At 68.4% G+C, this 11,264-nt stretch carries 14 protein-coding genes; 2 read left to right on the forward strand and 12 right to left on the reverse strand.

Annotation, left to right across the window (positions count from 1 at the left end):
* The first annotated feature begins 70 nt into the window (after window positions 1–70).
* Window positions 71–1,639 (forward strand): alkaline phosphatase D family protein, encoded by a 1,569-nt coding sequence (locus tag J7346_RS14505; protein ID WP_245157910.1) that lies wholly within the window; start codon window positions 71–73, stop codon window positions 1,637–1,639.
* 4 nt (window positions 1,640–1,643) lie between these two features.
* Here the strand turns inward: J7346_RS14505 and J7346_RS14510 are convergent, their stop codons facing one another.
* From J7346_RS14510 to J7346_RS14550, 9 genes are all read right to left on the reverse strand, one after another.
* Window positions 1,644–2,549 (reverse strand): DMT family transporter, encoded by a 906-nt coding sequence (locus J7346_RS14510; RefSeq protein ID WP_209120685.1) that lies wholly within the window; start codon window positions 2,547–2,549, stop codon window positions 1,644–1,646.
* A 91-nt stretch (window positions 2,550–2,640) separates the two neighbouring features.
* Window positions 2,641–3,135 carry a single-stranded DNA-binding protein gene (gene ssb, locus J7346_RS14515; RefSeq protein WP_209120686.1) on the reverse strand — a complete coding sequence of 165 codons (495 nt, stop codon included), beginning with the start codon at window positions 3,133–3,135 and terminating at the stop codon, window positions 2,641–2,643.
* Between the two features lie 85 nt (window positions 3,136–3,220).
* Window positions 3,221–3,658, reverse strand: coding sequence for a hypothetical protein (locus tag J7346_RS14520; RefSeq protein WP_209120687.1), 438 nt, complete (start codon window positions 3,656–3,658; stop codon window positions 3,221–3,223).
* Complete coding sequence (locus J7346_RS14525; protein ID WP_209120688.1) at window positions 3,658–4,320, reverse strand: hypothetical protein; 663 nt, start codon at window positions 4,318–4,320, stop codon at window positions 3,658–3,660. Before J7346_RS14525 ends, J7346_RS14520 begins: the two co-directional genes overlap by 1 nt.
* Before the next feature lie 88 nt (window positions 4,321–4,408).
* The gene (locus J7346_RS14530) at window positions 4,409–7,135 is read right to left on the reverse strand and encodes a transcriptional regulator (protein WP_209120689.1); all 2,727 of its coding nucleotides are present in this window, start codon (window positions 7,133–7,135) and stop codon (window positions 4,409–4,411) included.
* A gap of 247 nt (window positions 7,136–7,382) precedes the next feature.
* Window positions 7,383–8,216, reverse strand: coding sequence for a flagellin (locus tag J7346_RS14535; protein ID WP_209120690.1), 834 nt, complete (start codon window positions 8,214–8,216; stop codon window positions 7,383–7,385).
* Window positions 8,217–8,351: 135 nt separating this feature from the next.
* Window positions 8,352–8,651, reverse strand: coding sequence for a flagellar protein FlaG (locus tag J7346_RS15080; protein WP_245157911.1), 300 nt, complete (start codon window positions 8,649–8,651; stop codon window positions 8,352–8,354).
* 93 nt (window positions 8,652–8,744) lie between these two features.
* Window positions 8,745–9,578: a flagellin gene (locus J7346_RS14545; protein WP_209120691.1), complete on the reverse strand. Its 834-nt coding sequence runs from the start codon at window positions 9,576–9,578 to the stop codon at window positions 8,745–8,747.
* 229 nt (window positions 9,579–9,807) lie between these two features.
* On the reverse strand, window positions 9,808–10,059 hold the full coding sequence (locus tag J7346_RS14550) for a hypothetical protein (RefSeq protein WP_209120698.1): 252 nt from the start codon (window positions 10,057–10,059) through the stop codon (window positions 9,808–9,810).
* Here J7346_RS14550 and J7346_RS14555 point away from each other — a divergent pair.
* Entirely contained in the window at window positions 10,052–10,399 is a 348-nt protein-coding gene (locus J7346_RS14555) for a hypothetical protein (RefSeq protein WP_209120692.1), read from the forward strand. The genes J7346_RS14550 and J7346_RS14555 overlap by 8 nt on opposite strands.
* On the opposite strand, the gene J7346_RS14560 is transcribed toward J7346_RS14555, so the two are convergent.
* From J7346_RS14560 to J7346_RS14570, 3 genes are read right to left on the reverse strand one after another with little or no spacing between them, the layout of a single operon-like run.
* Window positions 10,387–10,773, reverse strand: coding sequence for a M15 family metallopeptidase (locus J7346_RS14560; protein ID WP_209120693.1), 387 nt, complete (start codon window positions 10,771–10,773; stop codon window positions 10,387–10,389). The two genes, J7346_RS14555 and J7346_RS14560, sit on opposite strands and share 13 nt — an antisense overlap.
* Window positions 10,770–11,036 (reverse strand): hypothetical protein, encoded by a 267-nt coding sequence (locus J7346_RS14565; RefSeq protein ID WP_245157912.1) that lies wholly within the window; start codon window positions 11,034–11,036, stop codon window positions 10,770–10,772. Before J7346_RS14565 ends, J7346_RS14560 begins: the two co-directional genes overlap by 4 nt.
* Window positions 11,033–11,191: a hypothetical protein gene (locus J7346_RS14570; RefSeq protein ID WP_209120694.1), complete on the reverse strand. Its 159-nt coding sequence runs from the start codon at window positions 11,189–11,191 to the stop codon at window positions 11,033–11,035. The genes J7346_RS14565 and J7346_RS14570 overlap by 4 nt, the downstream gene beginning before the upstream one ends.
* Window positions 11,192–11,264: the final 73 nt, after the last annotated feature.

Genomic DNA, 11,264 nt, shown 5'->3' on the forward strand with positions numbered 1-11,264 from the left:
CCTCCCCTCGCCCCGCATCAGTCGTCACAATCCCCCGCTAGTCCCAGCGTGGAACTCCGGAGTCCTTCCCATGCGCCTGCCCTCCCTGTCCCGTCGTCAGATGATGCTGTCCCTCGGCATGGGGGGCGTGGCGCTGTCGGGGGCGCGGTCGGCGATCGCCGATCCGGTGTTCATCGACTATCCGTTCCAGCTGGGCATCGCCTCGGGCGATCCGCTGCCCGACGGCTTCGTCATCTGGACGCGACTGGCGCCGCGCCCGCTCGAGATCGGCCATGGCATGCCGTCGGCGGCCGTCCCGGTGAAGTGGGAGGTCGCCACCGACACCGGCTTTTCCAGCCCGGTCCGCTCGGGTGAGGCCATGGCCCGGCCGGAGCTGGGCCACAGTGTCCATGTCGAGGTCGAGGGTCTCCAGCCCGGACGTCCCTATTTCTATCGCTTCATCGCCGGGGCCGAGCGCAGCGCCACCGGCCGCGCCGTGACCGCCCCCGCAGCGGGCGCCGCGGTCGACCGTGTGCGCTTCGGCGTGCTGGGCTGTCAGGCTTATGAGCAGGGCTTCTACACCGCCCACCGCAAGGCCGCCGACGAGCGGTTCGACTTCATCTACTGCTACGGCGACTACATCTATGAGGGCCGGGCCAGCCGCCTCTACAACGGCTCGGGCGGCACCTTCGAGAACCCCCGCCAGCATCTGGGCGGCGAGGTCTACAGCCTCGACGACTACCGCCGCCGCTACGCCCAGTACAAGATGGACGCCGACCTTCAGGCCAGCCATGCCTCGACCGCTTGGTTCTGCACCTGGGACGACCACGAGATCGACAACAACTGGGTCTCGGCCATCGATCAGGACGGCACCCCGCCCGAGGTCTTCCTGCTGCGCCGGCAGGCCGCCGTCCAGGCCTGGTACGAGAACATGCCCGTGCGCCGGTCGGCCTTCCCGAAAGGCGCCACGGCCCAGCTGTACCGTCAGGCCGGCTGGGGCAATCTGCTGGACCTGAACCTGCTCGACACGCGTCAGTACCGCTCGGACCAGCCCTGCGACGACCGCTGGGCCACCACCTGCGCCGGGGTTTCCGACCGCCAGGCCCAGGTGCTGGGAGAGGCGCAGGAACAGTGGCTGTACCGCAACCTCGAACGCTCGGACGCGCGCTGGAAGGTGCTGGCCCAGCAGATCATGGTTATGGACCTCGACCGCAAGGAGGGGCCCGAGCTGGGCTACAACCTCGACACCTGGGCGGGCTATGCCATTCCGCGCCGCCGCCTGCTGGAGCGGGTCCGCGATCGCCGGATCGATAACCTCGTGGTCCTGACCGGCGACGAGCACCAGAACTATGCCGGCGACCTGCACATCGACGGCCGCGACCCGTCCGGGGCGCCCGTGGCCAGCGAGTTCGTCACCACCTCGATCAGCTCCTCGGGCGACGGCACCGACCAGCGGGCCGACGGCCGCCGCTATCTGGAGGACAACCCCTTCCTGAAGTTCAACAACGCCCAGCGGGGCTATGCCGTCTGCGACGTCACGGCCGGGCGCTGGCAGACCGAGTTCAAGGTGCTGGACAAGGTGTCGGACCGGTCGGGAACCCTGTCGACGCGGGCCACCTTCGCCGTCGAGGCGGGCCGGCCGGGCGTGGTTCCGGCCTGACGGTTCAGGCCTTGGCAGCTCCGGCGCGCAAACCCCGCTCGGCCAGCGCCACGACTGCCACGCCGCCCATGGTCAGGGCCGCACCGATCAGGATCTGCGGCGTCAGCACATCGCCCATCAGGCCCCAGCCGATCAGGATCGACACCACCGGCGTCGCCAGCAGATAGGGCGTCACCCGCCCCGCCTCGCGCCGCTGGACCAGCCAGAAGACGAGCGTGGTGGCGATCACCGACGAGGCCAGCCCGCCCCACAGCACCGACGCCCAGGCGATCGGCGGCGCGGTCATCGCCGCCGCCACCTGGTCGTGCTCGAAGGTCAGCGAGGCCAAGGCCAGCACGGGCATGGTGACCATCGCCAGCAGGCCCTGCATCTTGAGCGGCGGGATCGAGGTGGTGCGCCGCGCGATCACCGTCGTCAGCGCCCAGGCGGCGGCCGCCGAAATGCCCACCACAATGGCATCCCAGTCGTGCAGCACATTGGGGTCTGCCGACATCCACACCACGCCGGCGAAGGCCACCGCCAGCCCGGCCAGGGCGGGGCGCTTCAGCCGCTCTCCCAGCAGCAGGAAGGCAAACAGGGCGGTGAACGGGATCCACAGCTGGGCGGCCACCGACACCGGGCTGACGTCATCCGCCAGCCAGAAGGCGACATAGATCAGGCCGTAGTGCAGCGGCCCGCCGACGCCCACGATCAGCAGCAGGCTCTTCCAGTTCGGGAAGGGCGACCGGATGAAGGCGGCAAGGCACAGGGCCGTCAGCGCGAACCGCATCGAGCCGGTCATCAGCGGCGGCAGGGAGTCGGTCGCGACCTTGGCCGCGGCGTTGTTGACGCCCCATATGACGATCACGGCCAGGATGGCCGCGATCTCCAGCAGGGTCAGGTCATGGGGAACCGGCTTGGCGGCTTTCACGGGAGGCGTCTGGGTCACAGCCGCTTGTGGCACAGTTCCCGCGGACCCGCCCGTCAACAGCGGTGACGGACGGTTTCAACCGCGTGAGCCCCTAGAAGGGGATGTCGTCGTTGAGGTCGTAGCTTTCCTTCGGCCCCGACGAACGGGCCTGTCCGCCCGACGAGAAGGCCGAGCCGTAGTCGTCGTCCGAACGGCCGCCGCCCCCGCCGCCACCGCCGCCACCGCCGCCGTCACCGCGTCCGCCCAGCATGGTCAGATTCCCGTTGAAGCGCTGGATGACCACCTCGGTCGTGTACTTCTCCACGCCCTGCTGGTCGGTGTACTTGCGGGTCGTCAGCGAGCCCTCGACGTACACGGTCGAGCCCTTCTTGAGGTAGTTCTCGCAGACCTTCACGATGTTCTCGTTGAAGATCACGACCTGGTGCCACTCGGTCTTCTCCTTGCGCTCGCCCGAGGACTTGTCGCGCCAGGTTTCCGAGGTGGCGATGCGCAGGTTGCACACGCGGTCGCCGCTGTTGAGGGTGCGAATCTCGGGGTCGCGCCCCAGATTGCCGATCAGAATGACCTTGTTGACGCTGCCCGCCATCTTCCAACTCCGTTTCTCGGGCCCCTGCCGGGCCGCTATGTTCTGTTAATGTTCTCGACCGTCCGGGCCGTGGCGTCAAGCCGGGCTATTCGGTCGGGGCGGTCTCGGGATTGCCGGCCACGGCCACGGGGCGACCGTCCTCGGCCCGACGAATGGCCCCGGGCATGGCCAGGCGACCGTCGCCTGTCCGCGCCAGGGCGAAGAAGCGGCTGCCGGTCAGGGTCTTGCCGAACTTGACCCCATACTGGTCGATGAAGATGAACTGCCCCTGGTAAGCGCCGATGATCTCGCGGTTGGTGCCGCCCATGCGCAGGAAGCTGACCCGCATCTCCTCCAGCCGGGCCGCGCAGAACTCGATCTGCGGCTGGTCGCGGGCAACCACGTTCAGCTTCGGGTCCTCGCCCTCGGCCTCGGACGGCACGACATAGTAGCAGACGCCCTCGTCATAGGGGGCTTCGAAGGCCGTGTTGCAGGCCGTCAGCCCGAGCGCCGCGACACCGACACCCAGCAGAAGCGCGCGCATCAGCCCAGCTCCGGGAAGGTACAGGTCCGGCGGTCCTGCTCGGTCAGGGTGCGGAAGTTGGTGTTGTCCGAGGACTGTTCGACGCGACCCGGCACCAGCCGCAGGGTCATGTCGCCCCAACGGCCATAGCGTGCCTCGCCCGGTCGCACGCAGGTGCCGGAATAGAGGGCCCGCACGCAGGCCTCCATACCCATATTGCTGGACAGCGAGCGCCAGTCCGATCCGGTATGGCGCAGGCAGGCCGCGCCGGGGCGCGACGGCGTGTCGACCGGTTCGACCGGCGAGTCGATCACGGGGGGGACGTCCTCGACCTCCACCGGCGGCAGGGTCGGCGGGGGCGCCAGCGACGCGGTCGGAGCGGCCACCAGCTCGCCGGTCTCGTCGATCCCCACATCCAGAGCCTCGGTCGCCAGACCGTTCCGACGGGCGCATTCATCCAGGGTCAGCATGCCGACGAACTGGCCTTCCACGAAGCAGCGCAGCTGGCGTGTCGGCTCCAGCGACTCCGGCTCGGCGACATCGACCTGCAGATTGCCCTTGGGACCAGCCGGCGCCTCGCTGCCTCCGCCGCGCATGAACACCAGCGCCAGCACAATGGCGAGGATCACGGCCAGGCCGGCCCCGATCGCCAGGATGATGCGGTTGTCAGGAGGGGTGGCCATGCGGCAGCGCTCGACTGGAACTTGCGAAGGCGACCAATAACCCCGACCCGGCCCGTGGCGTCAACCGCCTTCCGGCCGATCGCCGTGATCAGCCCCCAAGCCGCGCGAGGGCCGCCTGATAGTTGGCCAGCTGGTTGGTCAGATAGGCCGGGACGGTGCCCGAGGAGGCGCTGGGCGCGGGCGCCGGAGCCAGCGCCCGATAGGCATCGCGTACCGCCTTCATCGCCGCCTGCAGGCGTTCGCCCGTGGCCGTGCGGTCCTCCTTGGTCGCAAGGCTCAGCGCCTGCGGCAGATCCAGACCGAAGGTCCGCGGGCCGTCGTCCGTCGCCGTCGGGCCGATGAAGCCCGCCGAAAGGCCCAGACCCGCCAGCGCATCACGACCGGGCTCGCCCGAGACAAGGACCGCGCCCTCGCGGCCATCGCGCGCCATGATCGACAGGCGTTGCATACCGGCCTGGACGGAGGTCAGGCCCTTCGGCGCCTTGTCCGAGGTCGCGCTTTCCGAAGCGACCGTCACCTTGAGCCGCGCGCCCGACGCCAGCTCGATCTTGCGGGCCAGGGTTTGCAGGGTATCGCGGGCGTCGATGGTCACATTGACCGCCCGACCGCCGGAAGCCGGCACGACCGCGAACCGGTCCCCGACCCTGAGCGAGGTCGCATCCACCAGCCGGCGCGACTCGCTCTGGACAATCTCGCCCGAGGGCAGACCCAGCCGGTCGAGGACGCTGCTGGCACCCGTCGCCACGGCCATCGTCAGGGGCTGGGCGTTTCCAGAGTCGCCCGCCCAGGTCTGGCTCCATTCCACGGCGCCGGTCAGCGGGTCGATCCGGCTGAGATAGCCGTTGACCGGCTCCTTCTCGTCGACACCGAGGGGACGGGCGGCCGTGCCGGTCATCCAGATCTTGCCGTTCAGCAGGCGGACGTCCGACACTGCCTCCTCGTCCGCCGTACCGATATAGGTCAGCCGCTCTGCCCCCGACGGCGTCAGGTCTTCGGACAGGGTGGCGACAAAGGCATCCTGGCCGCCGTTGTGGGTCTGGGTGACGGTGCCGACGTCGAGGCTGGCATTGCGGGTCACGCCGGCCACGATCACCTGCCCCTGATCGACTTCCAGTCCCTTGATCTCGCCGCTCATGGCCCCGAGGTCGCGTGTCGACAGCAGCTGCGGCGCACCGCCCGGCGTCAGCTGGAACCGGCGTACCACCAGCCGTCCGTTCTCCTCGCCCGCAGTGTAGAGGCTGTTGCCGCTGACGGCGGTCGCCTGGACGGCGTCATCGCCGGAGGTGCCGAACTGGACCGTGCCCTCGAGCGTCGCGGTCCAGGCCGCTGTCGGATAGGGCTGGCTGCTGGAGAAGGTCTGGACGTAGGAGTCCCAGCCCCCGAGCGCCGCCGCCCCGGGCATGGACGACCTGGCCCGGCCCGTGACGACGATCTGGCCGTCTGCGCTGAAGGCTACATCGGTGGCCTCGTCGGCCGCGCGGGCGCCGCGCCGCTGGGTCCACAGTTCCTGACCCGAAGAATCGAACAGGGTGACGAAGCTGTCGGCCTCGGTCGCGACCTCGCCGCTCTGACCGGGCACGAGGGCACCGGTGACCGAACCCGCGACCGCCACGCGGCCGTCGGCGTCGATGGCCAGGGCATAGCCCGAGGCATTGCTGGCGGCGCCCAGCGCGCGGCTGCTGACCAGTCGTCCGGCCGAGTCCAGCTTGATCAGGGCCACGTCGGACTGACCCTTGATCGGCTGGTTGCCCAGACCCTCTTCCATATCGGCGACCAGCCAGACCGACCCGTCGGGCCCGGTGGCGCTGGCCCGCACGGTGCGGATGCCGTCCGGCAGCGGCGTCTGGGCCACGCGGCCCTCGACCCACTGGATCTCACCGATCCGGGGAGCAGCCGTCGTCGCGGCAGAGGTCGTATCGGCCTGGAACTTCAGCAGCTGGTGCCCGCCCGTGGTGCCATTGCCCTGCACCACATAGACCGCGTCGGAGGGATCGGGGGCCGAGAAGGACACCGCCTCGGTCGACACGCCGCGGATGGCCAGCGACCACTGGTCCGGCCCCGCCGGCAGGGTGATGGTCTTTCCGCCGGACTGGATGGTGCGCGGCTCGGCGGCCTTGCGCTCACGCCCGACCCGGGTCTCAAGGCCCGCGGCCTCCAGCTTGTCGTTGATGAAGGCGGTAACCGACCCCAGCGTACGGGTGGCGCCCCCCATCTCGGACAGGTCGATGCGGACGTTGAAGGTGTCGTTCAGGCGTTTGACGTTGATGTCGAACACCACCGCGCCGTCAAAGGCGGCGACCGGCGCGTCGACATCGCCCTCGTGGATCGGCGAGGTGATCGACACCGCCGAGTCCCGCCGGACACCGGCGCTGGTCTTGCTGATCGATTCCGTGACCCCGGCGACGACCCGCACGTCGTTCAGCGGCGCGCTGGCGACATAACTGCCGATTTCCTTCAGCCCCTGATCGAACCGCTTGGTGATCAGGGACATTTCGGTCGTGCTGATGCCCTTGGTGCCGGCGCGGTTGACCAGGGCGTTCAGGGTCTCCAGCCCCTGATAGAGGGCGAACAGCCGCCGGTAGTCCTCGGATGCCGACGCGACATCCAGCTTGGCCGAGGTCTCGTCAATCAGGCGGCGCCCGCCGAGCGCCGAGCGGACCAGGGCATCGGCCTCCGGGACAACGGCGCTGGAGGACCACGGTGGGGTCGGCTGGGCCTTCTTGCTGGCAAGCGCCGACGCCGTCGCAATTCCCTGCGACGACGAGAACGTTGAAGTGCCTCCGAACAGGCCCAGAAGATAGCTGTTGTCGATCATGGCGCGCCTGATCCCTTTTGGCGCGAGTGGTCGGAAGGAAGTCTTAACGTCCGCGTACGGAACCCCGAATCGGGATAGTCGTTAACGGCAAGTTCGCTGAAACAGCCCGATGGAGCGTGTGCCCATGGTTGCGTTGAGTAGGCTGCTGATTTCCTTCTTGTCCCTGTACGGCCTGACCCCTCGCCCCGAGCGGCGCGGACGCCCTGCCCCGATCCTGATCGGACGGTCAGGGCTGCCCTAGGATTTCTTAGCCGCGGAACAGCGACAGGATCACCTGCGGCGCCTGGTTGGCGATCGACAGGGCCTGGGCACCCAGCTGTTGCTGGACCTGCAGGGCCTGCAGGCGGGCGCTTTCCTTGGCCAGGTCCGCATCGACCAGATTGCCGACGCCGGATTCCAGCGTATCGACCAGCTTGGTGACGAAGGTGTTGTGGGCCTGGATCTGCTTGGCCTGGGCGCCGATCTCGCCCAGCGCCGAGTTCAGGGCCGTGATCGAATTGTCGAGCTTGGACAGGGCGTTGGTCGCGCCGGTCAGGGTCAGCAGCTCATCCGTCAGCGACAGGCTGATGATCGAGCCGCTCAGGCTCAGATCCTTGCTCGACAGGGTGATCGAGGAGCTGGCGTCGGCATTGGCCAGGAATTTGATGCCGTTGGTCAGGCTGCCGTCGAGGATGTTGCCGCCGTCGAAGCTGGCGTTCTGAACCGAGGACTGCAGGGCACGGAGCAGCGCCTTGAAGTCGGCGTCCAGCAGCACGCGCGACTGGGTCTTGAGCGACTCGTCCTTGGCCGCGACGACCTTTTCCTTGAGCTGGTTCAGCAGGTCGGAGATCGATTCGCCGGCCGAGAGGGCCACGTCGGCGATCGAGGTCGCCCGATCCAGGCTCTGCTTGACGGCCGAGAGGGCGCCGATGTCGGCCCGCTGCCCCTGGGCGATGGCCCAGATGGCCGCATTGTCCTTGGCTCCCTGCACCTTCAGCCCGGTGCTGATGCGGTTCTGGACATCGCCCAGCCGCTCATTGGTGCGGGTCAGGTTCTGCAGGGCCACGGCCGCCGCAGTATTGGTGTGGACGCTGTTCGTCATCCGGATCGAGCCTCTCAGTGCGTTGCAGCACGCTAGGCCCGATTTCATTTGCACATGGTTAACGCGCGCTAACCACGACATTTAACCACGCGGGGCGATCCCTGCGCGGCCTCAAGGCTCACACTGTGGGTCCCGTCAGACCGCGGTGTTGATCACCGTGCCGGCGGAATAATCCTGTCGATTGCCCATGCGAGCCACTTCCTCACGGGGCAGCTGCTGCACGACCTCTCCGGTCTCGCGATCCAGCACCTTGTAGATGAAGACCCCCATGTGGGAGCCCTGCTCGATCACCAGCCGGTAGCGGGCCATCCGTTCCGCATCCCGCGAGGCGCGGGACTCATTGAAGTCGCTCCCGGCAGCAGAGCCTGCGGGAGCAACGGGGGCCGCGTTTGCCGCCACCATGGCAACAGGAATCACATTCGCATTGGTATCCATATCTCCCATCGTCGGGGTTAGACCGACGTCTCCGGTTCAAGGCTCGGAGGTGGGAGCGGAGGCGCGAACGCCACCGCTCCCGATAGTCGCTCCTTAGCGGAACAGTCCGAGCAGGATGGAAGTCGAGGAGTTGGCGATCGACAGAGCCTGCACACCCAGCTGTTGCTTGGTTTGCAGCGCTTGCAGTCGGGCGCTTTCCTTGGCCAGGTCGGCGTCGACCAGGTTGCCCACGCCGGTTTCCAGGGTGTCCTGAAGCTTGCTGACAAACTTCAGGTGGGTGCTCAGCGAGTTCGAGCCCGTGCCCAGACGAGCCAGAGCCGACGACACGTTGTCGATCGAGGTGTTGATCACACCCAGGGCCGTGTTGGCCAGGGTCGAGGTGCCGATGGTCGCCGTAGCGGCCAGCGTCACGTTCGCACCACCGAGCGACAGGTTTTCACCCGCCACCTTGATGGTCGAGCCCGAGGCGTTCGAGAGCGCCTTGAAGCCGTTGGTGCCGGTCGAGTTGTCCAGCAGGTTGACGCCGTTGAACTTGGCATTCGTGACGACGGTCGTGATCTGGTCACGGATCGACTTGAAGTCTTCGTTCAGGGCCTTGCGGGCCGAGGTGGTCAGCGAGGTGTCGCTGGCAGCCAGGGCCTTTTCCTTCAGCTGAACCAGCAGGTCGGAGACCGACTCACCGGCCGCAATGCCGACGTCCACGGCCGATTGACCGCGTTGCAGGCTGTCCTTGACGGCGTTGAGCGCACCGATTTCCGAACGCTGGCCCTGGGCGATGGCCCAGATGGCACCGTTGTCCTTGGCGTTCGACACCTTCTTGCCGGTGTTGATCCGCGACTGGACGATGGAAAGTTCGTTGTTGGTAGCTTGCAGGTTCTGCAGGGCGACCATGGCGCCCGTGTTCGTGTTGACGCTGTTCAGCGGCATACCGATAGTCCTTCTTTCAAGGTGTCCGACGCCATTTTGGCTGCCGGGAGCGTTTTGCTCAGGACCCTGACAAGCAAGACGGGCGCCAGCGCCGCAAAATCGGGCCAGAGGCCAAGTTGCTGTTTTTTATCCGTTAGGTTGCCTTAACCACGCTTCTCACCCGGCAATATCTGCCGGGCTGGCGACGCAAAGCGGCAAAACCTGCCGGGTCATGGGCAAATTGTGCCGGTCAGCGCGCCCGGGCAGCCGCCTCAGCCGCCCGTTCGGCCAGCAGGGTGACCACCGCCAGCCGGCGCGCGGCGTCACAGGCCACCAGCGCCTCGCCCCGCGCCATATAGGCTTCCTCCAGCGCCCCGATGTCCGCAGATGGCGCCAGGGTGGGCAGCCGGCACGGGCGCGTCGCCTCAGCCGGCAGGGTCAGCTGGACCCGCGGCGGCGCAGAGATCGGGGGCGTGCTCGCACAGGCGGCGGTCATGCTCATGAAGGCGGCGCACCCGATCGGGCGCCAGGGCTTGGTCGGCATCATCGGCCTGTCTCGCTTGCTGAATGGCGGTGGCGGTCGCGCGGGCGAGCGCGGCCTCGGTCTGGTGGGTCCGGGCAAGCGCCTCGGTGATCTGGCGCTCCCCGTCCCGTGCGGCGACCGCCGCGCGGTGCTCGGCCCCGGCCTGCTCGGCGCGGGCCCGGGCGGCGTCCAGACGCCGGCCCTGCAGATCGAACGGGTCCCAGCGCAGGCCCACCCCTCGCGCGAGGAGCAGGACGGCGAGGATGGCCAGTGCCACCCCGGCCAGTTGAAGCATGCCCCGCCCGCTCATGCCGGATAGGCCTTTCGGTCCAGCTCGAAATGCGGCCCGTCGCGCAGGCGGACCCAGTCCCCGCCCCAGACCAGCTTCACCCCGCGATCACGGGCGGCCTGCTTGAAGGCGGCGGCAATGCGCGGATAGAGCGGCCAGTCCCAGCGCACTTTGCCGTCCACCAGAGCGACCACATCGATCGCGTGCCCCGTCAGATGGCGGGAGTTGAGCGTGCGGCTGGCCCCGGCGCGGACCAGTTCAGCCTGTCGCGCCGGGCTGCGCAGGCCTTCGGTCACCCGGAAGTCGATGGGGCTGAGCGCCAGCGCATCCTCGGCCACGGCCACCAGATCCGGATGCACGCCCGCAAGCGCCCGCCGCGACCGGGGAGAGAAGACGAAGCTCATGGCCGTCCTCCCGGTCGGAACCGGACCGCCAGCGCCACCAGTTGCTGGGCCGTCGGCGCAACCAGATACAGAAGGGTGATCAGGGCGATCAGCATCAACAGCCGGTCGACCAGCGGCGGCAAGGCCTCGACCGGCACCCGGGCCAGCGCTCGATGCACCAGCGCCCACAGGATCACACTGGTCATGAAGACGAACAGGCGCCGCCACAGCCAGCGCCCCTCGGCCAGGGACGGCGACGCGTCCGCCATGGGGGTCTCTTTCATTGATCGTCCTCCCGATCGCGGTCGGGACTGCACAGGTCCCCGGCGATCTCTTCCAGACAGTCGCGGTGGCTCAGGCGTTCGGGCGCCTCCCACATCTCGGCGTCGAGCACGGGCAGCCCCGGCGCGCGTTGCCGTCGTTGATCGCGGCCGCTCATCCGACACACACCAGCAGGATCACACCGTCGGCCCCCGCGCCCCCTGCGCCCCCGACATCGACACCCGCGCCAC

The sequence above is a fragment of the Brevundimonas sp. A19_0 genome (genome assembly GCF_017744255.1).
Taxonomy (GTDB): Bacteria; Pseudomonadota; Alphaproteobacteria; order Caulobacterales; family Caulobacteraceae; genus Brevundimonas.

Excerpts from the sequence above, each read along its gene's own strand:
- J7346_RS14520 (WP_209120687.1), bottom strand. The coding sequence starts at position 3,658 with ATGCGCGCGCTTCTGCTGGGTGTCGGTGTCGCGGCGCTCGGGCTGACG.
- J7346_RS14545 (WP_209120691.1), bottom strand. The coding sequence starts at position 9,578 with ATGCCGCTGAACAGCGTCAACACGAACACGGGCGCCATGGTCGCCCTG.
- J7346_RS14555 (WP_209120692.1), top strand. The coding sequence starts at position 10,052 with ATGCTCATGAAGGCGGCGCACCCGATCGGGCGCCAGGGCTTGGTCGGC.
- J7346_RS14505 (WP_245157910.1), top strand. The coding sequence starts at position 71 with ATGCGCCTGCCCTCCCTGTCCCGTCGTCAGATGATGCTGTCCCTCGGC.
- J7346_RS14570 (WP_209120694.1), bottom strand. The coding sequence starts at position 11,191 with ATGAGCGGCCGCGATCAACGACGGCAACGCGCGCCGGGGCTGCCCGTG.
- J7346_RS14525 (WP_209120688.1), bottom strand. The coding sequence starts at position 4,320 with ATGGCCACCCCTCCTGACAACCGCATCATCCTGGCGATCGGGGCCGGC.
- ssb (WP_209120686.1), bottom strand. The coding sequence starts at position 3,135 with ATGGCGGGCAGCGTCAACAAGGTCATTCTGATCGGCAATCTGGGGCGC.
- J7346_RS14550 (WP_209120698.1), bottom strand. The coding sequence starts at position 10,059 with ATGAGCATGACCGCCGCCTGTGCGAGCACGCCCCCGATCTCTGCGCCG.
- J7346_RS15080 (WP_245157911.1), bottom strand. The coding sequence starts at position 8,651 with ATGGATACCAATGCGAATGTGATTCCTGTTGCCATGGTGGCGGCAAAC.
- J7346_RS14565 (WP_245157912.1), bottom strand. The coding sequence starts at position 11,036 with ATGAAAGAGACCCCCATGGCGGACGCGTCGCCGTCCCTGGCCGAGGGG.
- J7346_RS14530 (WP_209120689.1), bottom strand. The coding sequence starts at position 7,135 with ATGATCGACAACAGCTATCTTCTGGGCCTGTTCGGAGGCACTTCAACG.
- J7346_RS14535 (WP_209120690.1), bottom strand. The coding sequence starts at position 8,216 with ATGACGAACAGCGTCCACACCAATACTGCGGCGGCCGTGGCCCTGCAG.
- J7346_RS14560 (WP_209120693.1), bottom strand. The coding sequence starts at position 10,773 with ATGAGCTTCGTCTTCTCTCCCCGGTCGCGGCGGGCGCTTGCGGGCGTG.